Origin of the sequence: Xanthomonas albilineans, assembly GCF_002939705.1 — a bacterium.
GTDB classification, from domain to species: domain Bacteria; phylum Pseudomonadota; class Gammaproteobacteria; order Xanthomonadales; family Xanthomonadaceae; genus Xanthomonas_A; species Xanthomonas_A albilineans.
In genome coordinates this window covers 1-21224 of record NZ_MDCB01000005.1, presented here as the reverse complement: position 1 = coordinate 21224, position 21224 = coordinate 1, and the positions used below count along the sequence as shown (strand labels likewise).

Sequence of the window (21224 nt, the reverse complement as noted above, 5' to 3'; positions counted from 1 at the left end):
CGACGGCGCAGGATATGCGACCTTTTGAACCCTTCCAACCGTCGTGGCGCTGTCTCCCACCGACCACCACGCCACCCTGTCCAACACTACCGCCGCGCTTGGTGTACAGGACGCGCGCTGGGTGTTGGACGCGCTGGCCCTGCCTGCACTGACCGCCGTGCCTGCCCGGCTGTATCTGCGCGCCGGTCGCCGGGCCGCCTTCTTGCCTGTTCCCGGAGTCGCTGTATGAATTCCCGCCCGCTGTCCAACACCGCCGCCATCGCGGTGGTCAGCATGATCTTCTTCACCTGGGGCGGTCTGACCAGCCTCAACGACGTGTTGATCCCGCATCTGAAAGCCGTGTTTCAGATGAACTACGCGCAGTCGATGTTGATCCAGTTCACCTTCTTCGGCGCGTATTTTCTGATGTCGCTGCCATCTGGCGCGGTGGTGTCACGGGTCGGCTACAAGGCCAGTATCGTCATTGGCCTGATGGTGGCGGCGATCGGCGCGCTGATGTTCTTCCCGGCCGCGCGACTGCCGTCGTACCCGCTGTTCCTGACCGCGTTGTTCGTGCTCGCCAGCGGCATCACCCTGTTGCAGGTCGCGGCCAATCCATACATCAGCTTGCTTGGCGTAGCGGAAAAAGCCCCGAGCCGGCTCAACTTCGCGCAGGCGCTGAACTCGCTGGGCACCACCGTATTCCCGTGGTTGATCGGCCCGCTGATTCTGGCCGGCACGGTGCTCGGCGCCGATCAGCTGGCGGCGATGACGCCGGCGCAATTGTCGGCCTACCACATCGAGCAGGCGCGTTCGGTGCAGTTCCCCTATCTGATGCTCGCTGCTGGCTTGGTGGTGCTGGCGGTGTTCGTGCTGGTGATGCGTCTTCCGTCGCTGCGCGAAGAAGGCAATGCCGCCAGCACCGGCACACGACGCAGCGTGACGCAGACGGTGAAAGAATACGTCGACGTGCTCAACCACTGGCATTTGACCTGGGGGGTAGTGGCGATCTTCATGTACGTCGGTGCGGAAGTGTCGATCGGCAGTTTCCTGATCAACTACATCTCCGGCCCGACCACTGGCGGTCTCAGCGAAGCCGTCGCCAGCCGCTATCTGTCACTCTACTGGGGCGGGGCGATGGTCGGGCGCTTCGCCGGCGCGGCGCTGCTGCAGGTGATCCCGGCACGCAAGCTGCTCGCGTTATTCGCCGGCATCGCCTCGCTACTGCTCGTCACCAGCATGCTCAGCACTGGCCATGTAGCAATGTGGAGCGTGATCGCAATCGGCCTGTTCAACTCGATCATGTTCCCGACCATCTTCACCGTGGCGATCGAGCGCCTGGGGCTGATGACCAGCACGGCTTCCAGCCTGCTGATCATGAGCATCGTCGGCGGCGCCATCATACCGCTGGCGCAGGGTGCGCTAGCCGACGCGGTGGGTATCCAGCATGCCTTCGTGATCCCACTGCTGTGCTACACCTACATCCTCTGGTACGGCGTGCGCGGCTCGCGACTATCGGCCACCTTGTCGGCGACCGTTCCCGGCGCCGCGTCCATCAACCGCGTCATGCACTGATCTGATCCACGCCAGCCATGACGGCGGCGCGACCGCCACCGTCGTGCAGCCTGTGGCTTCCCCCTCCTCCGACCCTGTTTGCCAGCGCCCCCATGAATCTGCCCTCCACGCCGTTGCCCAACTTCGCCGACGCCACCGTGCTGCGCGCGCACATCGCCGACACCATGGCTTTTTACCACCCGCGTGCAATCGATCCGAACGGTGGTTTCTTTCACTACTTCCGCGATGACGGCAGCGTGTACGACGCCGGCCATCGCCATCTGGTCAGCAGCACCCGCTTCGTCTTCAACTACGCGATGGCGGCCAAGGAATTCGCCGACTCGCCGCTGGCCGCCGAGTACCTGGACGCCGCGCGCCATGGCCTACGTTACCTGCGCGACACCCATCGCGACGCCGCCAGCGGCGGCTACGTGTGGACCCTGCGCGACGGCGTCCCCGAGGACCGCACCCAGCACGCTTACGGCGCGGCTTTCGTGCTGCTGGCGTACGCCACCGCGAAGAAGGCCGGCCTCGACACCGATGCGTGGATGGAAGAAACCTGGCGACTGCTGGAAACGCGCTACTGGGATGCCGCAGCCGGCCTATATCGCGACGAAGCGACGCCGGAATGGGTCTTCTCCAGCTATCGCGGCCAGAACGCCAACATGCACCTGTGCGAGGCGCTGATCGCGGCCTACGAGGCCAGCGCCGACACACGCTACCTGCAACGCGCGCTGCTGCTCGCCGACCACATCACCCGCCGGCAGGCAGCACTGGCCGGCGGCTTGGTGTGGGAGCACTACGACACCAATTGGCAAGTTGACTGGGACTATAACCGCGACAATCCCAAACATCTGTTTCGACCGTGGGGCTTCCAGCCCGGCCATCAAGTGGAGTGGTCGAAGCTGCTGGTGCTGCTGCACGGCCACTTGCAAGCATCCTCAAACGGCGCGCCGGCGTGGCTGCTGCCGACCGCAAGGCACCTGTTCGATACCGCGCTCACGCACGGCTGGGACGCACAACACGGTGGCATCGTCTACGGTTTCGCTTCCGGCAGCGCAAACGCGCCGGTGGTTGGCGTGCCCGACGTGGCAAAGGCCCCGACCTATTTCTGCGATGACGACAAATACTTCTGGGTACAGGCCGAAGCCATCGCCGCCGCCGCGCGGCTACTCGCCGCCACCGGCGATACGGCTTATCGCGCCACCTACGAAAAATTGTGGGCGTACTCCTGGACGCATCTCGTCGACCACCGCTATGGGGCTTGGTTCCGCATCCTCAGCCGCGACAACCGCAGTTATAGCGACGAGAAGAGCCCCGCCGGCAAGACCGACTACCACACCATGGGCGCCTGCCACGATGTGCTGACGGTGATGCGCAACAGCCACGCTTTCGCGTAAGCCGCGACGCGACCGCTGCAGGAGAGCGCGCTGCGGGTCCGTGCCGGAGCATCTGCTGGCGGCGTCCGGATGGAGTGCTGACGGCGCCTTGCCATGACGCGGCGGTGGCCTGTTGCATCGACACGCCGACCGCTGTCGCCGCTACGGAAATGCCGTTCGCCGACGCTGGCGTCCACTCTCCACTTACGGCCTGCGCCGCGATACGCGCCTACTTCAACAGTCGCCGCCGCGTCAGCCGCGACGGCGCCAGCACAGCCGGGCGAAGGTCACCCAGGCATGCAGCCAGATCGCCAGCCACACCGCCACGCGCACCGGCCAGGTGCGCGTCGGCGCCTCGAACTTGCGGAAGTAGCGCCACAAGCCACGATGCTTGTGCCATTCGACGAACCACGGTCGCTTGCGGCCGGAAACACCACGCACATGCAACACGCGCAAGGTGTTGACCACCGCCACCGTCGCCCCGGCCTCGCGTGCGCGCCGGCATAGGTCCAGATCCTCGGCATGCAGGCGATAACCTGCATCCCATCCGCCGATGCGCACGAACAACGTGCGCGGCAGCACCATCAGTGCGCCAGACAGCGCCGGCACACGCTGTACCGGCTGCGTTGGATCGGCCAACAACGCCAGCCGTGCACCGGACAGCGGATGCCGCAACATCGCCGCAAAATCCGGATCGCGACGGCGCACCGCCGCATCGACATTGCCCTGCGTGTCGACTTGCTCCACCCCCAGCAATGCCTCGCCGAGCGCAACCGCCCGCGCCCGCAGCAACGCCAACGTCTCCGGCTCGACCAGCAGGTCGGGATTGACGAACGCCAGCCACGGCGCATCGCTGGCTTCAGCCCCCTGGTTGCATGCAGTGGCGAATCCTGGGTTATCTGGATTGGCGACGAAGCGTACCCGCGAATCCTCCAGTGCATGACGCTGCACCAACTCCAGGGTGTCGTCGCGCGAAGCGTTGTCGACGACCCGGATCTGCCCCACTTCGGCGGCGGCGCGCAGCCGCTGCAGGCACGCATCGATGGTACTGCCGCTCTCGTAAGTCACCACCACCACCGCGATGGGTTGTTCGCGCAGGCTAGACATCGAACAGCATCCCTTGCGGATCCAGCGGCGACAGGGTGTCGTACCCACGCCGCAGTGCATCGCGGCAGGCGCGCAACGGATCGTGCATCAGGAATCCGGCCAGGCGCGCATGCCAGGCCGGCCAACGCGTCGCCAATGCCTCCATGTCGCCATCGGCGGCGCAACCTTCGGCACGCCGCGCGACGTGCGCCGTCTCGCACAGCACATTGCGCCAGCCGAGTCCTGCCATGCGCAGGGACAGATCGATCAGCGCCGCATACCAAGAACCGTAACTGCTGGCGTCCAATCCACCGACGCGCTGCCGCGCCGCGCCGCGCAAGACGACCGCATGGCACACCGCCGCTGGCAACTCCGGATGTAGCGGCGGCAATGCCGCGCAAGCGCGAGCCAGGCGTTCGGGATCCTCGGGCAACGGATTGATCTCGCCCAAGCGCGGCCACGCACACGTCTCGCCGGCATTGCTCCACGGCGTGCCACTGGCAATGGCGGCATCGCGCGCCAGGCACGCGCTCAAGTGCTGCAACCACCCCGGCAGCGGCTGCGCATCGGCCGCCAGCACCGCCACATCGGCGTCGGCACAAGCGCGCAACATCTCGTCCAGATGCGCCACCTCACCGAGCATGCACGCACGCCGGGTGTAGTCAGCCTGCAGGCGCGTGCGCGCCAGCCACGCCTCGATCACCCGGACACCACGCGGCCCGGCCTGCGCATCGTCGGCCAGCCATACCCGGGTGCCCGCCGGCGTATTCGCCTCCAGCGCTCCCAGGCAGGCATCCAGCGCAACATCGTCGACACCGACCGGCACCAACACGATGGGCAGGCTCACCTGCGCTTACTTTTTGCCGGGCGCCGGGAGCGGCTGCATGGCCTTGAATTTTTGCCCGTACTCGTCGGTGAGATTGCGCGCTTCCTGCGGGTCGCGCACGATCGTCGGGGTCAACAGCACGATCACTTCGTTGCGGTTTTTCTGCTGGGTCTTCTGTCCGAACAGCGCACCGATCACCGGCATCTTGCTGAGGAACGGCACGCCGAGACTGCTATCCACTGTGCTGTCGTTGATCAGGCCAGCCAGCATGATGGTATCGCCACTTTGCACCGCCGCTTCGGTCTTGACCCGGCGCGTATTGATGTCCACGTTGCAGGCCGAAGTGTTGACCACATTGGTCGTGCCGGCGGTACATGCGGCCGGCCGCGCGCTAGGCGTGCTCACTTCCTGCACGATATCCAAGAACACCATCCCGTCCTTGGTGACTCGCGGACGCACCTTGAGAATCACACCGGTATCGATGTACTGCACCGACGAATAACTGGAATCGATGCCGATCCCGGTATTGATCGAGGTGGAGTTAATCGGGATGCGCGTGCCCACATTGAGCGTGGCTTCGGCATTGTTGCGCACGAACACCGACGGCGTCTGCAGCAGCTTGAGGTTGGTGACCTTGTCCAGCGCGGTGATCACCGCCGCGGCGTTTCTGCCGAGGAAAGTCCAACCCACGCCATCACTGCCGATTTTGCCGGCGATGTCGCCCCATATCTTGCGACCGGCGGCGCTGGGCAGACCCGCACCACGACCAATCCCCGTCCCATTCGCCGCGCTCCCATCGGTGGACGCGTTGACCGAATTTTCGAAGAACCAATTGACCCCATACTGCAAATCGCCGGTCAGGCTGACCTCGGCCACCTGCGCTTCGATGTGCACCTGCATCGGCATCACGTCGAGCTTCTCGACCACGTCGCGAATGGAACGCCAAGCCTGCGGTGTGGAACGCACCAGCAGGGTATTGGTTTCCTCCACCGCCGCGACGCCGACCTTGTCGCCCTGCACTTCCAGAGTCACGCTGCCGTTGCCGGCGGTGCGCGGCGACAGTTGCAGGCCGCCATTCCCCAGCCCGCCGCCGCTGCCGATGCCACTGGAGGAACCACCGCCGCCCAAGGAATTGATATCGCTCCCGCTGCCACCCAGATTCCCGCCGCCGAAGCTGCTGTTACCGCCGCTCATGCTGAGGTCGCTACCGCCAAAACTGCCGCCGCCGTTCAACTGGTTCATCTGCATGCCGGGCATCAACGAAACATTGGGATCGCCGCGATTGCTGCCGCCCCCACCAAACACCTCGGACAAACGCTCGGCCAAATCTCTGGCCTTGATGTATTTGAGTTCGTAAGAGAACAGCCGTGCACCGCCGCCTGCACTGTCGATACGATCCAGCCATTCCTGGATCTGGTCCAGATAGCGCGCCTGCGGGGTGATCACCAACACCGCATTGACATTCTCCAGCGGCATGAAACGGAACATGCCGGCACTGGGCGTCTTGCTATTCTCGCCGAACACCTTCTCCAGGTCCGAGGCAACCTTATCCGCCTTACCGAACTGGATCGGAAACACACCCACCGACATCCCCGACAGCCAGTCCACATCGAAGATCTGCACAGTGCGCAGGTAATTTTCCAGCTCGACGCGGGTACCGCCCAGGGTGATGACATTGCGCGCGTTGTCGATCCCGACGATCGCATTCGGACGCGCGTAGGGTTCCAGCACCTTCTTCATCTCACTGGCGGAGATGAACTTCAGCGGCACCACCCGCACCTCGAAACCGCGCGCACTGGCAGGCGAGGCGCTGCTCGGCGCGACCGTGCCGGCCAGCGCCTGATCGGCGGGAACGATGTTGTAGCGACCGCCGCTGTAGACCATACGGGCGTTGTTCCAGCCCAGCACCATTTCCAACAGATTCAACGCCTGTGCCGGCGAGACCGGCTTGGGGGTCGCCAGGGTCACCGTCCCCTGCACGCCCGGCGCGATCACATAGTTCTGCCCGAGCATGTCGCCGAGAATCGCCTTGACCACCGCCTGCAGCGATTCGCCCTCGAAGTTGAACGTGGCGCTACCGCTTCTGGCATTGGCCAGCGACGGCGCCGGCGCGGAGGCAGCCGCGGAGTTGATCATGCTGCCGCTACCGTGATGGATCACCGGCGTCGCCCGCGCAGGGAACGCATCGGGATCGGCCTTGCCGCCCGCTGCAACAGACTGCGAGCTGCCAGCTTGACCGACATTGGAATTGATCGCGGCGCCACGGCGGACGTCGGGCGAGGGAGTGGTTGCGCAGCCGGCCACCAGGCCGATCGCGAGAAACAAGGAAAACAGGCGCGGCGTCATGCGATCACTCTTCAAGGGTTCTGGCCGGAGGGGGGGGTCTGGCTCTGTTGTTGCAATTGCCGGCGGCGGGCTTCGATCCGTTCACGGATCGCCTGCAACTGCTCGGATGATGGCCCCGAAGACGCCGCAGGCGGGGACGGCGTGGCTTGCACCGGGGGGGAGCCTGGCGGGGACGGCAGGTGCGGCGCGGGGACGGTGTTGGGCTGCACATTCGACACACCAGGCTGCGCAACCGGTGCGCGGGCACCGTGGCCGAGTACGGTCGGCGGCTGCCCGCCCTTGCCGTCGAACACCTTCAACTCCAGGGTCTGGGTGCCGCCACCGCCGCTGATCACCGCCCGACGCGGCTCCAGCGACAGCAGCCGCCAGCCCTGCACCGGATCGTGACCTTCCTGTAAGCGCAGCGATTCGCCATGCTCGGTGGTCAGCGTGGCCATCTTGAAGTCATCCGTGAGCAGCACCCCGGTCAAGCGCACCGTCGGCGCGGCTGTCTGACCGTTGTCGGCAGTGAGGAAAAATGGATGCGGTCGGCGGTCCTCGGCGAACACCGGGCGCGCGGCGATCTCGCCGTAGTGCGATAAATCGGCAAGCCGATCCGGTGCCGCCTTGGGCAAGGTGGGCAGGCTCGGAACCATGGCCGGGTCGTCGGGTAGCGGCGCGATGCGCTCGCCGAGACCCGCCAGGCCCAGTACCCAGATCAGCAGCCCCCACAGTGCCAGGGTTCCCAGCCATATGGTGCGCAGTCCCATCGCCTCAACCCGCATGACGGTCCACCGACTGGTGCGGTAACTGCTTGGGTGGTGTGTGTGGTGTAGGCGCTAAAGCCGGTGATACGGGTACCGCAGGCGCGGGCGCTGGAGTCGGCACAAGTTCGCCCGCCCCATCGCCAGCCGGGGTATCGACATCCATCACCGGCTCAGCAGTCGCCTGCGGCGCAGCCGCCGCCGATGCATCCGTCGATGCCGGCATGGCATTCGGCCGCAGGTAGCCAGCCAACTCGAACGCCACATCCAGACCGTTACCGCTTTCGCTCAGCGACAGCTGGTAGCGCTGCGCCATCACGTTGAGATTATCGATAAACAGCGCCGGCGTCCCGCTTTCCAGTGCGTGCAGCACCGCCGCTAATTCCGGAGTGCCGCAGCGCAGCCGCACCTGCACCGCGACGCGAGTGAAACGGTCGCGGCGGTTGTCGGCAGCCAATGGCGAGCGATTACTGATCGCGCAACTGCGGTTCCCCGGGCTCGCCGTGGCCACTGCGCTCTCCAGGCGCTGCACCAGGCCCGCCGAAGCCAACTCGGCCGAGGCCTCGCGCAAAAAACCTGGACGCGTCGCCAGTTCGCGCTCTGCCTGATGGAGCCGTTGCGTCACTTCCGGCGCCTGTTGCAGTTGCATACGCACGCGCAACTCGCGCTGGCGCAGGTCCTGGATCTGCACCTCGACCTCATGCATCGGCACGCTCCACCATGGATGCACCAGCGCCAGATAACTGATCACCAGCACCGCCAGCAGCAGCCCCAGCGCCAGCCAGCGATCGCGCTTATCGACCTGCACCGGCATCGGCGGCCTCCTTGTGCTTGCTCCCCACCAATGTGGCGGTGAGGGTGAAGCGGTCACGGTGGCTGCCCGGATCGGACTGCAGTACGCCGGTCAGGGAGGGCGCGTGCCACAACGGCGAGCCTTCCAGCCGACCAACCAGCGAGGACGCTTCGCTGCTGAGGCCAATCAGTTGCAACTGGTCCCCCTCGATCGAGAATTTTTCCAGATACGTACCCTCGGGAAGGCGCTTGCTCAATTCGTTCCAGACTTCCACTGCCGTCGGGTGCTCGGCGCGCAGTTGATCGAAAAACGCTGCGCCTTCGACCAGATCGACCAATTGCTGGCGCTGCGCGGCGACCGCGCGGGCGCGCTGCGCGCTACTATCCACCTGCATGCGTAGCTGTTGCAGTGCATCGCGGCGGTTATCGAGCAGTTGCCAGCCAGCCGCACACAACGCCAACAACGCGACGACGGCCAGAATCGCGTTCCAGCGCCGCATCGGATCGGCACGACGATAGCGCTGTTCCAACGGCAGCAGATTGACCCCCAGCGGCACCCCAACGGCATCGGCCACATCGATGCCGGCCAGGGTCGGACGCAACGCACCAGCAGCGACCTGCAGATCTTCCAGAACCGAGCGCGGAGCCACCACCAGTTCGGCATCGAGCTGGGCATCGTCGCGGTGACCGTCGGCGCGCACGTCGTAGATCACCTGGTCGGGCTGGAACGGGGTCTGCCGGTCGATCTCGAACTTAACCACCTCGTGCAGATGTTGGGCAGCCGCAACCGGCAGCCGCAACCGACGTTGCAACGCTGATGCCGCCGGCAGCAGCCATACCCGCGGCAGTGCGGCCAGCCGCGGCCCCAACACCGCATCCAGTTCGTCGGGCAGCAGCGGCCACGGCAAGGCCAGCGCCTGACCCAACTCGGCGTCGACCTGCCGCGCCAACATCAGTTGATCGTCCTGGCGCCATAGCAACAACCGCGCCTGCGACCAGCCCAGTTGCAGCTGCCAGCGCGGCGGCAGCCACGCCATCAGCGAGCGCTGCCACCAGGCCAACAGGCCACCGGCACCGGGGGCGAGGCGCAAGCCAATTTTTCCCATCGTGTCGCGCCACACCTTCATCGCACTGTCGATCCTTCTTCCCATCGCAGCACAGTGTAGGCGGAGCCAGGTAGCGGCGACGAGCCCAATCGCACGATTGCGCGTAGAACCGCCTCGCGCCCGTTCTCCAAACGCGCCCGACTTTCGACGCTGTAGGTGCCGCGCCCGGACGCCCCAATGCCTGGTGTCTGGTCGTTACGCTCGCGCTGCGCGAGCACCTGTTGCGCATCCATGCCCAGCGCAGTGAGCACCGGGGCCGGCGCGAACTCCGGGGCCGGGCGCAGAATTCCGCTATATAGCGTGACATTGGGCAATAGCTTGGCGTACAGCGCTGGGTCCATGCCCAGCACCAGTTGCAGTTCGTCCAGACTCTCGAACGGCGCATCCTTCGCACCATAGGGCAGGCCCGCGGCGGCATAGTCCGGATCCTCGGCACCACCGCCGGGCTGACTGAGATTATCCGGATCGCGCCAGTCCACGATCGCTCCGGCGATGCGCTGGGCACGCTGCGGGTCTTCGCCAACCGCGCGGATCAGTGCGGCAAGCAACGACGCATCGGCCTTGTTCACGTCGACCTTGCCGCTCTCGTCGGTCAGCCGCAGATCCACGGTGGCGTCGGCGTATTGCCAGCGATAACGGCGCCCATCGACACGCCAGCCCGGCTGCGTCGCGGTACTGGCGAGCCGGGTCAGCCCGTACTCCAGTCCGGCGCGGGCGCGCTCCTGCGCTTGCGCACCGTCGCCCAGCACCTTGCCTTCCAGACCTTCGGTGCGCGCGGTGAGTGCAAACGCGCCGATCAGCGCAGTGAGCAACGCGATCAACCACAGCACCAGCACCAGCGCCGCCCCGCGGCTCCGCTCCGATACCGGCTTCATTGGTGCCCCCCCGCCATGCCACCAGCCTGGCGCAGCGCGACCACCAACGGTGGCCACACGGTGCCGTCGCCGCCACGCAATTCGATCGAAACCAGTAGCGGCAGCGTGTCGATACGCGTCCAGCGCTCCTGCCAGGATCCGATCGTGCCGCGCTCGGGATCGATGCCGCGATAACGGAAGCGCACCTCGCGCAGATCCTCGGCCAACGGCTCGGGCGGACGCGGGGTGGATTCCGGCAACTGCTTGCCAGCCTGTACCTGCACCAAGGCGATAGCCAATTGCCGATGGTCGCCCTCGCCACTCACTTGCAGGTCGTGCAGATAGGGACCGCCACGGCCAAGATAGCTGGGCAGATCGGCCACGAACTGCATCCGCTGTGGCTCACCGACGAATCGCACCTGCTGCAACGTCTGCGGATCGATGTTCATGACCATCGGCTTGGCACCGCTCAGACGCTGACGCAGGAAGCCCTCCACCGCACGTATCTGCTCGCTGCGCCCAGCGATCGCCTCGCCACGGCCACTAATGGCGGTCGCCGAGCGCAAAGTGGCAAACGCAAGGGTGAGGCCGCCGACCAGCAACACCGTGGCAAGCAATACTTCGATCAGTGTGAAGCCACCGGCAGCGGCGCGACGGGGCGCAGAGGTCATAGCGGGATCCCCGCGGCCTGCGGATTGACCAGACGCAACGTCTGCCAGTGCAGCACCTGCGCCGACGCATCGCCCCAACGCACCTGCAAATCCAGTTGCAACAACGTGGGAGCGCCCAGCGCCACGGCCGCATCCGGAGGGCGCCGTGGATCGACATAGGGCGCCACGTCCAGCGTCCAGTGAAAGCGGCCTTGCTCGAAGTCGCCCTGGGTGTGGCCGGGCTGCAGGGGCTGCTCCACTCCCTGCGCGGCCAGCAGCGACTGCGCATACAGCGTGGCGCGACTGAGCTGGTCGGCTCGCTGTACCTGGCGCGCCGCGCCGGACAGCGACCCCAGCAACAAGGTCAGCGCCAAGGCCAACAGCGCAAACGCCACAATCACCTCGATCAGGGTGTAGCCGCGTTGCCGTCTCATGGCCGATCCTGCTGCGGCGGCCGCCCCACCTTGACCGCGCCGGTGAGCCAGCTCACATCGATACGCCAAAGTGTCTGCCGCGCTTGCAGTTCGATGCGTCCGCCCGTGGCGGCGCCGTCTTCGAAGAACGCGATGGCACCTTGGCCTTCGCGCTGCTGCGCCTGACGCGCACCGCTGAAACGCACCGTCAGCGACGGCGGGATTTCGCCGTGACGGCCATTGGGCGCCTGCCAGGTGTGCATCTGCGGATCGATCAGAAACCGCTGTGGCTGTCCGGTGGCGATGGCCTGTGCACGCGTATAGCGCAACTGCGCAGCGATTTCCTTGGCCGCCGAGCGCAAACGCATCCCATCGATACCGCCACTCAAGACCGACGCGGCCAGAACCGCAGCCATCGCGATCAGACCGATCACCAGCAACATCTCCAGCAGCGACACGCCGCGCATGCGCGCACATGGCACCGCGACGCGCTCCCGCGCGCCCGAGCGCAGACCGCCGGCAAGGGCCTGAATCACGGCGTCGGATCACTCGTACTTGATATCCGCGTCGTAGCTACTGCCGCCGGGCTGACCATCCTTGCCCAGGCTGATCAGATCGAACGGACGACCGTCGCCGGGCACCTTGTATTCGATCGGATGGCCCCATGGGTCGTTGAGTTCGGCAGGTTTGGCATACGGACCCAGCCAGCCATTGACACCGCCTGGCGCGGTGACCAGATCGTCGAGCTTGGATGGCAGCTTGCCGGTATCCAACTGGTAGTTGTCGATTTTGCCGGCCAGGGTCTGGATCTGCGACTTGGCCAGATTGGCCTTGCCGCGATCGGCACCACCGAGCACGCGGCTGCCAACCAGAGTCAGCACCGCGCCGATCAGCACGATGACGATGATGATTTCCAGCAGACTCATACCGGACTGTCGCGCGGCGGAGGGGGAACGGGTGATGGAGCGGAGATTTCGCATTGCCTCGGGTCCTTGCGGTGGAAAACCTATGTAGCCAAACGCGGTGAAAACGACAGCGGCCGTGCGCGGAGCGTGCGGTTGCACTTCACGCCTACGGCCCGCGGGGAGCGCACGGCACCGCCGCCGTCTACGCACGAAACGCGGAAATCTGCATGCAAACTCCCGCATGAAGTGTGACAGGGCAGGCAGCCGAAGGTTCCCCTCGGGAATGGGCCAGCGTCACACTCCGTGATCGCGATACAGCACCGGACTTGGCCGGCGTGAACAGTGTCATATGCGCCATGGAACGTGCGTGATGCCTCACCCGATTGCATTGGTCAGGTCGTAGAGAGGCACGAGGACGGAGATGATCACCAGACCGACCACCGAGGCCAACACCAGGGTGATCGCCGGGACCATGGCCGCAAGCAGGCGATCGATCGCCTGCGCGGTCTCCTGTTCGAAGGTATCGGCGGTCTTGAGCAGCATGATGTCGAGGGCGCCGGACTCCTCGCCCACCTGAATCATCTGCAGTGCCAGCCGCGGGAAGCGCTTGCCCTTGGACAACGACGCCGACAAACCGTGGCCATTCTTCACGTCATCGGCCGCGGTACTGACATCCTCGATCAACGCCAAGTTCGACAACACGTTGCGCGAGATGCCCAATGCCGCCAGCAGCGGCACGCCATTGCGCAGCAGAGTACCCAGGGTACGGGTCAGCCGTGCTGTCTCCAGGCGTGCGATCAGTGCGCCGACGAAGCGTTGTCCGAGTAACCAGGCATCGAAGCTGGCCCGGAACGCCGGATCGCGACGTTTGCGGTCCACCACCAACACGGTCAGCGCGGGCACCACCAACAGCACGATCCACCAATCGCGCACGAACAGGCCCACGCTCAGCACCGCCTGGGTAAACCACGGCAAGGCGACATCCAGGCTCTCGTACATCTGCGCGAACTGCGGCACCACATAGCCGAGCAGGAACAACAGAGCACAGCCGACCACGCTGACCAAGATCGCCGGATAGATCAGCGCATTGATCACCCGGCCGCGCAATTCGCGGCTGCGTTCCAGGTATTCGGCCAGACGTTGCAGGGTATCGTGCAGGCTACCGCCCGCCTCGCCCGCCCGCACCATATTGATGTACAAGCGCGAGAACAAGCCATGTTGCCGTTCCAGCGCGGTGGACAGCGGCGCGCCGCCGCGCACGGCGTCGCGAATGTCGCCGATGGTACGTTTGGAGCGTTCGTCCTCGGGCAACTCCAACAGGATCGACAACGCGCGATCCAGCGGCTGACCAGCGCCGAGGAGGGTCGCCAATTGCTGTGTGAACTGCACCAGCGCGGCGCCGTCGAACGGTTTGGTGCGAAATAGGCCGCGCAGCGAAGTGCCGCCGCCCTCGGTGGCGAGCTTGGCCTGTATCGGCATATGCCCCTGTTCCTGCAGACGCAGCGCCACCTCCGCTTCGCTGGCGGCGTCCATCTGCCCTTCCAGAATCTCGCCGCGCGAATCGAGGGCTTTGTAACGGTACAGAGGAGGCATCAGCAACGGAACTCGGGCGTCGAGAGTGGGGACACGGGCAGGACGCCATGGACCATCACCGCAAACTTGCACCACAGGGACGGGACCAGGCGCGTTTGCGCTCTTGCGCGACGCACCGCGCGCATCAAGTTTCCTCCGTCACGCGCAGCACTTCCTCGATCGTGGTCTGGCCGCTGAGCGCCTTGGCCAGGCCGTCCTCGTACATGGTCCGCATACCGGCCTCGCGCGCCAGTTGCTCGATCTCGCCCATGCCGGCGTGGCGCATCACCGCACGGCGCAGCGCATCGTTCATCACCAGGAACTCCATGATGGTGGTCCGACCGACGTATCCGGTCGGCGCAATCGCCGAAGGTCTAGGGCGGTACAGGAAGATCTCGCCCTCCGGCTGCAACCGGCGCAGTTCGAATCGCTCGATTTCCTCCTGCGAGGCCGCATAGCGTTCGGCATGGGTCGGCTCCAGCCGCCGCACCAGACGCTGGGCGAGGATACCATTGATTGTGGAGGTGAGCAGGTAATCCTCCACGCCCATGTCCAGCAGGCGGGTAATGCCGCCGGAGGCGTTGTTGGTGTGCAGGGTGGACAGCACCAAATGGCCGGTGAGCGCGGACTGGATCGCGATACGTGCGGTTTCCAGGTCGCGCATTTCGCCGATCATGATGATGTCCGGGTCCTGGCGCACGATGCTGCGTAAGGCGTGCGAGAAATCCAGGCCGATCTGCGGCTTGGCCTGAATCTGGTTGATGCCCTCGATCTGGTACTCGACCGGATCTTCGACAGTGATGATCTTGACGTCGGCGGTGTTGAGCTGGCTCAAGGCGGTGTACAACGTGGTGGTCTTGCCCGAGCCGGTCGGGCCGGTGACCAGCAGGATGCCGTGCGGCTGTTCCAGCACTTTGCGGAACTGCGGCAGGAACGCATCGGTGAAACCGAGCCGGTGGAAGTCGAACACCACCGTCTCGCGGTCGAGCAGGCGCATCACCACGCTTTCGCCATGCGCGGTCGGCACGGTGCTCACGCGCAGATCCAGTTCCTTGCCCTGCACGCGCAGCATGATGCGACCATCCTGCGGCAGACGGCGTTCAGCGATGTTGAGCTTGGCCATGATCTTGACCCGGCTGATCACCGCCGCGGTCAGATTGGCCGGTGGGCTTTCGCCGTCGATCAGCACGCCATCCACGCGGTAACGCACCTTCAGCCGGCTCTCGAACGGCTCGATGTGGATATCCGAGGCGCGCAACTCCACCGCGCGCTGAATCACCAGGTTCACCAGCCGGATCACCGGCGCTTCGGAAGCCAGATCGCGCAAGTGCTCGATGTCGTCGGTGGCGACGCTGTCGCCGTCGGCGGTCTCCACGATCGCGCCCATCGCGCTGCGGCCCTGGCCGAACCAGCGTTCGATCAGGTCGTCGATCTCCGAGCGCAGCCCCACCCGTGGCAACACCCGCATGCCAGTGGCCAGGCCAACAGCGTCGGCGGCGTATGCGGTGTGCGGATCGGCCATCCACAACTCCAATGCGCCATCGCGCTCGCCCAGCGGACAGACGTGGAACTGTTTGAGGAAGCGCAGCGACAGCAGCTGCGCCTCGGATTGGGTCTCCGGCGCGGTGGCCGGCAGCTGCTTGGCGTCGAGCAACGGCAGGCCCAACACTTCGGCACTGACCTCGGCATGATCGCGCTCGGACACCAAGCCCAGCCGCGCTAACAGCGACAGCAGGTCGCCACCGGCTTCGCGCTGCAACTGGCGCGCACGTGCCAAATCGCTTTCCTTGAGCCGGCCCTTGGCCAGCAAGGCCGCAACGATGCGGGCTTCGGGCGTATCGCCGTCGACAGCAATGTCCTTCACGAGCGCGTTCACGCAATCTCTCCCAGATGACAGTCCACTTTAGCAGTTCGGCATGAGCCAACGCCGAACCACGTACCAATGGCAGCCGCTGTCTACTGCGGCATGCGGGAGCTAGATTGGCGCACCGAACGTCATCGCGGCGACACGCCAGACATATCACATGCCCACAGCATGGGCCGCAAACGCAGGAAACCCGGCCGAAGCCGGGTTTCCCGGGAACACCCGACGCCTCCTACGCCGAATGGATTTATTGACGCGCGACCAAGTTGACACCGTTGTAGTTGGTCTCTCCAACCAACTTGACGTAGTAGGTACCCGTCTTAGGCGTCGTGAAACGCACGGTCTCGTTGTTGCCTGGGCGGGTCGATTTGGCGTCGGCGTTGCTGGGACCCGGCTCCTTGCCGAAGCTCACATACAACGACACATTGCCGCTGCCAGCGTAGGTGAGGAAACTCAGCACCGAGCCGGCTTGGGCATCGAAGCTGTACAACACCTCGTTCCCCCCCGCGCCGGCCAGGCCGGTGAACGGCACGTTCCTGGTCAGTGCAATCGCCGGGAGCTTACATTTTTGGGTCTGCGGATCGCAGGGTTTTTGCAGCGTTCTGTCCAGTGCTGCCTTGGCATCGACAATCCCGGTGCCGATCGGCGTGCCGGAAGGGATCGACTCCGGGAACGGGCGCGCGGTCTGCTTGAGCAGGTTCTCCAGCGCAGACGGACTCAACGGCGGCTTGCCGGCCGCAATCACTGCGCTCTGCACCAGCGCCGCGACCGCAGTCACGTGCGGCGAGGCCATCGAGGTGCCGGCCATGCCCTTGTAGGTGTATGTGCCGGAAGTCGGCGTGGTCGCGCCGGTATAGCCGTTCTGCCAGATGTAGCCGCCCGGTTTGCCATCGATGGAGCCGCCGCCGCCCGGAGCGGACAGATCCACGGCCGGACCGTAGTTGGTGTAGTCGGTCATACCGCCAGTGATTCGGGTGGCGCCGACTGCAATCACATGCGCGCAACCAGCAGGACTGATATTGCTGGCATCGGCCGAGCTGTTGCCAGCCGCTACCACCACCGTGGTGCCGCGTGCCACCGCGCCGTTGATCGCATCCTGAGTGACTTGATCGCAGGAGCTACCGCCACCCAGGCTTATGTTGATGACCTCGGCTGGATTGGCATTGGCAGGCACGCCAACAACGGTGCCGCCCGAGGCCCAGGTGATCGCGTCGGCAATATCGGACAATTGGGCACCGCACTTACCAGCCACCCGCACAGGCAACAAAGTGACGTTCGGCGCGCCGCCCGCCATTCCGATGCCGTTATTCGTCGCCTCGGCGATGGTAGCGGCGACGTGGCTGCCGTGCCATGAGCTGGACTCGGCCGAGGAGCCGAAATAACACACGTTATCGTCCTCGATCCAGTCGCCGTAGTCCAGCGCACCAGGGACGCGTTCGTCGGTCTGACGCCGCGAGACCGCCGCATTGGTAATGAAATCGTAGCCTGGCAACAGGTTCACCGCGACATCCGGATGGTTCGGCAGAATGCCGGTATCCAGCACCGCGACCACCACGCCATCGCCCTTGGACAGCTGCCACGCGGCAGGCGCATTGATGCCGCCGGTAGGGTCGCTGAAGTGCCACTGATACTTGGCGTACAGCGGGTCGTTGGGCACGAACTGTGCCTGTGCCTGCGGCAGATCCAAGAGATGGAACATGGTATCGATCTGGGCGTATTGCACCGACGGGTCGGAGGCGATTTCCGCGACCACCTTATCGACGTCGGCCTTGCTCAGTTTGCCGGACAGGCGGATCACATCGGCGCCGATGCCCAGGGTGCGCACATACTCGGCATGCACGCTGGGCGCGACCGCGCGTGCAATGCCGTTGCCGTTGCCTTTGCCGTTGCTGGCACGGGACACCGCAGCCTGCACCGCCGACAGCTTGGCGGAGCGATCGAAGACTGCGGAGGTACCCGCCTTGTAGCGCACCAGAATGCGGTTGGAGGTCACCGCATCGGCAGGCGGGAGCGTTCTCGGCTGCTCGACCGGCAACGCCGATACAGCCGCCGCCGCGAACGCACCCGACGCCCCCAGCGACATGGCCAGCATGGCGGCGGCGATGACATTGATACGAAGATGTTGCTTGTCGATCACGATGGAATCCCCTTCAAAGTTACGTGGACCAGGCGACAATTGCGGCCTTGGCACTGCTTTGTTCCGAATCCGTTGGCCCGGCCACGCCAAGGTTCCGTGGTCTGCACTTTCGAGCCACTGCGTCGCGGACGGCGGCCATGCCACCGTCCGCGGTGGATCACCAACCGAAACCGGCACCAACCCCGACGGAACTGTCGTTGCGACTGAACGCGCCACCGATGGTCATCGTGGCGCGATCGCCGAACGCGCGTTGGTAACCCACCGACAAGGCCGATTGACCGTTCTGGAAACCGACGCCGGCGCCAAGACGGTTTTGGGTGCGGATACCCGCGGCGCTGGTGGCCATATTGAGCATGGCCGCGCTCATCGCGCCCTGACGGTCGATGCGACGGTCCTGATCGCGCAAACGTGCATCGACGTCGCCGCGCAGCATGTCGAAGCTATCGGCCATCGTGCCGAAACGCGCATCGGTGTAGGACTTGGCGCTCGCCATACCGTTATCGAGCTGGCTCTTGTTGACCGCATCCGTGGCCTGAGTCCCCGCAGCGACGTTGACAAGCTGACGTTCGTTACCGGCGCTGCCCACCGACACCGTCTGCGCACGGTCGGCAACCGAACCCTGCCCGAGCGCCACCGCGCCCTGCGCATTGACCGTGGCGCCCTGGCCCAACGCAGTCCCCGCAGTGGCGTTCACGCTTGCACCGGCCCCCATCGCCACGGCATTGGTCGCCACCGCCGCGATCTGACTGTTGGCGCCGACCGCTGTACTGCCGTCGGCATTGACCAGCGCATTACTGCCGATCGCGGTGTCGTTGGGGCCGCGCGCATAGGCGCTAGCGCCAATCGCCGTCCCAGTCGTGTCGACGGCGCGCGCCGCCGCCCCAATCGCAGCACCGCCGACCGTATCGACTGCCACAGCCTCACCGAACTGTGCGGCATGCGGGCTGCCGGATACCGGCGTCGCGGGGAACACCGCTCTCGGCACCGCCACCGCTGCCGAAGCAACCACCGCCGCCTGCTGCGCAGCAACCGGGTGCGCAGCCGCCAATCTCACGCTGCGCGCGGTGCTGGCGACACCGCCACTGCCGGCAGCGAGATCGCTGACCTTGCTGTCCAACGCCGTCAGCGCATCGCCGACATTGTGGTAGATGGCGCCCTGGATCACGTAAGTCGGCGCGACGAACAGCCCCTGCGCACCGAGGGCGGCACCGCCCCCAAGGAACGCCGCCATGCTGCTCAGGGACTGGTACATCTGGCTACCATTGATCGCCTCGGTACTGCCTAGCGCGATATTGCCAGCGGTCAAGTTGACGATGCGCCGCGTGGCGGGGCCGCCGCGGCCGTCGCCACTGCCCAGCGACACGGTGTCGGCCTGGTACACACGCGAACCGGCACCGAGTGCGACCGCATTGTCCGCCGACACACCGGCATTGGCGCCGAGCGCCACACCATCACTGCGACGGACAACGCTGTTGTACCCCATCGCCAGGCCGTTATCGCCGATGGCATTGGTTTGCAGGCCGATGGCGGTACTGCGCGCACCGGTCGCCGAACTGGCGGCGCCGGACGCGGTAGCACCAAGCCCAGTCGCCACACTACCGACGCCCATGGCAGAGCTGCGCAGGCCACTGGCGGTCGCGGCGGCACCCAGCGCAGTCGCACCGACGGCGCTGGCGGTCGTGGCACCATCGAGCACCTGCTTACCAGACGCATCGGTGTGGTACAGCGCACCGCCGAGCGCGGTGCTGGACTCCCCGCTGGCAGTGGCGTTGTAGCCGGAAGCGGTCGCGTAACGGGCGCCGGCAAGCGCACCACTGCCGAATGCCGAAGCGCCATCGCCGTGCGCCTTGGTCGCCTCACCTGCAGCGATCGCATCATTGCCCGCCACCTCGCTGCCGACAGCCTTCGTCGGATCGCTGCCGCTATTGCTCTTGAACTGTTGGCCGGTTGCGGCAGCGGCTTGTTTGACCACATTCAACTGCGCCACATTCACCGCATCGGTCGCCTCGGTGCCGGCGGCCACGCTGGTGATCTGCCGAGTGAGGCCGTTACCAACATCACCGATCGACACGCTGTTGTCGCGGCTGGCGTAAGAATGCGCCCCCAGCGCCACCGCACTTTTCGGCGCACGGCCGCGCGCATCGTCCAGCCACGTACCGACCCGTGCGCCGTCACCGATCGCAGTGGCATCGACGCCATATGCCGCAGAGTCCGTCCCGAGTGCGGTCCCGTTGACTCGAAAGTCCGAGGTCACCGAACGCGCGCCAAGCGCGATGCTGTTGTCGTTGCCGGCGGTGGAATTCTCGCCCAGCGCCATGCTGCCGTTGCCGGTGGCAAGTGCATAGCCCCCCAACGACACACTGTAAGGCGCGAACGATGCGGCGCTGTGACCGATCACCACCGAATCGATATTGCCGGGTCGATTGGGAAACACATTGGCGTTGTAGCCAAGCGCAATCGCATAGTTGGCCTGACTCTCAGCGCCCGCGCCCAACGCAACCCCACCGACGCCGGTCGCGGCGGTGATCGTCACGCCGTTGCCGGCGCTGGCCGCAGCGGTACTCACGCCACCCAGCGCCACGCTATCGGTTCCACTGGCAAGCGCATTCATGCCCATTGCCACGGTACTGGTCGCCGTCGCCCGCGCGCCGAAACCCACCGCAGCGGCGTAATCGCCTGCCGCACGCGTGTTGTAACCGATGGCCGTGCCCACATAGGCAGACACCTGCGAACGGCCACCGACCGCCGTGCCACCATCCTGGGAGGTTTGCGCTTGAAAGCCCAGCGCGGTGCTCTGAATGCCGCTCGCCGAGGTGCCAGCGCCGACCGCGGTCGAAAACTGACTCATCGCCTGCGCACCGCCACCGACCGCCGTGGCGTTAATGCCCATGGCTTGCGTGGTTTGCTGATGACTGCCGATGAGGTTGCCTAGATCGTCGTATTCGTACACCGTGGCGATGCCGCCAATCGCCGTGGCCGAGGCGCCGACGGCCGTGGCATTGCTGCCGACCGCACTGG

Annotated in this window: 18 protein-coding genes; 3 read left to right on the top strand and 15 right to left on the bottom strand. The window is 65.5% G+C overall.

Annotation, left to right across the window (positions count from 1 at the left end; translation table 11 throughout):
* Positions 1–43 precede the first annotated feature (43 nt).
* The 3 genes from XalbCFBP2523_RS06070 (at position 44) to XalbCFBP2523_RS06060 (ending at position 2933) form a co-directional block, all read left to right on the top strand.
* Positions 44–229 carry a hypothetical protein gene (locus XalbCFBP2523_RS06070; protein ID WP_045766262.1) on the top strand — a complete coding sequence of 62 codons (186 nt, stop codon included), beginning with the start codon at positions 44–46 and terminating at the stop codon, positions 227–229.
* Entirely contained in the window at positions 226–1554 is a 1329-nt protein-coding gene (locus XalbCFBP2523_RS06065) for a sugar MFS transporter (RefSeq protein WP_012917120.1), read from the top strand. Before XalbCFBP2523_RS06070 ends, XalbCFBP2523_RS06065 begins: the two co-directional genes overlap by 4 nt.
* Positions 1555–1646: 92 nt before the next feature.
* Positions 1647–2933: an AGE family epimerase/isomerase gene (locus tag XalbCFBP2523_RS06060; protein WP_012917121.1), complete on the top strand. Its 1287-nt coding sequence runs from the start codon at positions 1647–1649 to the stop codon at positions 2931–2933.
* Positions 2934–3164: 231 nt separating this feature from the next.
* Here the strand turns inward: XalbCFBP2523_RS06060 and XalbCFBP2523_RS06055 are convergent, their stop codons facing one another.
* From XalbCFBP2523_RS06055 to XalbCFBP2523_RS05985, 15 genes are all read right to left on the bottom strand, one after another.
* Positions 3165–4019, bottom strand: a complete 855-nt coding sequence (locus XalbCFBP2523_RS06055; protein ID WP_012917122.1) for a glycosyltransferase family 2 protein — start codon at positions 4017–4019, stop codon at positions 3165–3167.
* On the bottom strand, positions 4012–4845 hold the full coding sequence (locus XalbCFBP2523_RS06050; RefSeq protein ID WP_045766263.1) for a glycosyltransferase: 834 nt from the start codon (positions 4843–4845) through the stop codon (positions 4012–4014). The genes XalbCFBP2523_RS06055 and XalbCFBP2523_RS06050 overlap by 8 nt, the downstream gene beginning before the upstream one ends.
* A gap of 6 nt (positions 4846–4851) precedes the next feature.
* Positions 4852–7170: a type II secretion system secretin GspD gene (gspD, locus tag XalbCFBP2523_RS06045; RefSeq protein ID WP_045766264.1), complete on the bottom strand. Its 2319-nt coding sequence runs from the start codon at positions 7168–7170 to the stop codon at positions 4852–4854.
* A gap of 11 nt (positions 7171–7181) precedes the next feature.
* The gene (gene xpsN, locus XalbCFBP2523_RS06040) at positions 7182–7934 is read right to left on the bottom strand and encodes a type II secretion system protein XpsN (protein WP_012917125.1); all 753 of its coding nucleotides are present in this window, start codon (positions 7932–7934) and stop codon (positions 7182–7184) included.
* Complete coding sequence (gspM, locus tag XalbCFBP2523_RS06035; RefSeq protein ID WP_012917126.1) at positions 7924–8727, bottom strand: type II secretion system protein GspM; 804 nt, start codon at positions 8725–8727, stop codon at positions 7924–7926. Before gspM ends, xpsN begins: the two co-directional genes overlap by 11 nt.
* Complete coding sequence (locus XalbCFBP2523_RS06030; protein WP_012917127.1) at positions 8708–9832, bottom strand: PilN domain-containing protein; 1125 nt, start codon at positions 9830–9832, stop codon at positions 8708–8710. The genes gspM and XalbCFBP2523_RS06030 overlap by 20 nt, the downstream gene beginning before the upstream one ends.
* Complete coding sequence (locus XalbCFBP2523_RS06025; protein ID WP_012917128.1) at positions 9829–10686, bottom strand: type II secretion system minor pseudopilin; 858 nt, start codon at positions 10684–10686, stop codon at positions 9829–9831. Before XalbCFBP2523_RS06025 ends, XalbCFBP2523_RS06030 begins: the two co-directional genes overlap by 4 nt.
* Positions 10683–11336, bottom strand: coding sequence for a type II secretion system protein J (locus XalbCFBP2523_RS06020; protein ID WP_012917129.1), 654 nt, complete (start codon positions 11334–11336; stop codon positions 10683–10685). The genes XalbCFBP2523_RS06025 and XalbCFBP2523_RS06020 overlap by 4 nt, the downstream gene beginning before the upstream one ends.
* Positions 11333–11749, bottom strand: a complete 417-nt coding sequence (gene xpsI, locus XalbCFBP2523_RS06015; protein ID WP_045766265.1) for a type II secretion system protein XpsI — start codon at positions 11747–11749, stop codon at positions 11333–11335. Before xpsI ends, XalbCFBP2523_RS06020 begins: the two co-directional genes overlap by 4 nt.
* Positions 11746–12195, bottom strand: a complete 450-nt coding sequence (gene xpsH / locus XalbCFBP2523_RS06010) for a type II secretion system protein XpsH (RefSeq protein ID WP_080928225.1) — start codon at positions 12193–12195, stop codon at positions 11746–11748. The genes xpsI and xpsH overlap by 4 nt, the downstream gene beginning before the upstream one ends.
* A 78-nt stretch (positions 12196–12273) precedes the next feature.
* Entirely contained in the window at positions 12274–12708 is a 435-nt protein-coding gene (gene gspG / locus XalbCFBP2523_RS06005; RefSeq protein ID WP_012917132.1) for a type II secretion system major pseudopilin GspG, read from the bottom strand.
* A 300-nt stretch (positions 12709–13008) separates the two neighbouring features.
* A complete protein-coding gene (gene xpsF / locus XalbCFBP2523_RS06000) occupies positions 13009–14226 on the bottom strand; it encodes a type II secretion system protein XpsF (RefSeq protein ID WP_045766266.1) in 1218 nt (405 codons plus the stop codon).
* Positions 14227–14350: 124 nt separating this feature from the next.
* Entirely contained in the window at positions 14351–16081 is a 1731-nt protein-coding gene (gspE, locus tag XalbCFBP2523_RS05995; protein WP_045766267.1) for a type II secretion system ATPase GspE, read from the bottom strand.
* Positions 16082–16316: 235 nt separating this feature from the next.
* A complete protein-coding gene (locus XalbCFBP2523_RS05990; RefSeq protein WP_407071009.1) occupies positions 16317–18161 on the bottom strand; it encodes a S8 family peptidase in 1845 nt (614 codons plus the stop codon).
* Positions 18162–18363: 202 nt separating this feature from the next.
* On the bottom strand, positions 18364–21224 hold a 2861-nt coding region (locus XalbCFBP2523_RS05985), incomplete at its 5' end, for a YadA-like family protein (protein WP_045766269.1).

What these genes read in the sequence shown, in the direction of transcription:
- XalbCFBP2523_RS06065 (WP_012917120.1), top strand. Translation starts at nt 226, where the DNA reads ATGAATTCCCGCCCGCTGTCCAACACCGCCGCCATCGCGGTGGTCAGC.
- XalbCFBP2523_RS06060 (WP_012917121.1), top strand. Translation starts at nt 1,647, where the DNA reads ATGAATCTGCCCTCCACGCCGTTGCCCAACTTCGCCGACGCCACCGTG.
- XalbCFBP2523_RS06055 (WP_012917122.1), bottom strand. Translation starts at nt 4,019, where the DNA reads ATGTCTAGCCTGCGCGAACAACCCATCGCGGTGGTGGTGGTGACTTAC.
- gspD (WP_045766264.1), bottom strand. Translation starts at nt 7,170, where the DNA reads ATGACGCCGCGCCTGTTTTCCTTGTTTCTCGCGATCGGCCTGGTGGCC.
- xpsN (WP_012917125.1), bottom strand. Translation starts at nt 7,934, where the DNA reads ATGCGGGTTGAGGCGATGGGACTGCGCACCATATGGCTGGGAACCCTG.
- gspM (WP_012917126.1), bottom strand. Translation starts at nt 8,727, where the DNA reads ATGCCGGTGCAGGTCGATAAGCGCGATCGCTGGCTGGCGCTGGGGCTG.
- XalbCFBP2523_RS06030 (WP_012917127.1), bottom strand. Translation starts at nt 9,832, where the DNA reads ATGAAGGTGTGGCGCGACACGATGGGAAAAATTGGCTTGCGCCTCGCC.
- XalbCFBP2523_RS06025 (WP_012917128.1), bottom strand. Translation starts at nt 10,686, where the DNA reads ATGAAGCCGGTATCGGAGCGGAGCCGCGGGGCGGCGCTGGTGCTGGTG.
- XalbCFBP2523_RS06020 (WP_012917129.1), bottom strand. Translation starts at nt 11,336, where the DNA reads ATGACCTCTGCGCCCCGTCGCGCCGCTGCCGGTGGCTTCACACTGATC.
- xpsI (WP_045766265.1), bottom strand. Translation starts at nt 11,749, where the DNA reads ATGAGACGGCAACGCGGCTACACCCTGATCGAGGTGATTGTGGCGTTT.
- xpsH (WP_080928225.1), bottom strand. Translation starts at nt 12,195, where the DNA reads ATGCGCGGCGTGTCGCTGCTGGAGATGTTGCTGGTGATCGGTCTGATC.
- gspG (WP_012917132.1), bottom strand. Translation starts at nt 12,708, where the DNA reads ATGCGAAATCTCCGCTCCATCACCCGTTCCCCCTCCGCCGCGCGACAG.
- xpsF (WP_045766266.1), bottom strand. Translation starts at nt 14,226, where the DNA reads ATGCCTCCTCTGTACCGTTACAAAGCCCTCGATTCGCGCGGCGAGATT.
- XalbCFBP2523_RS05990 (WP_407071009.1), bottom strand. Translation starts at nt 18,161, where the DNA reads ATGCTGGCCATGTCGCTGGGGGCGTCGGGTGCGTTCGCGGCGGCGGCT.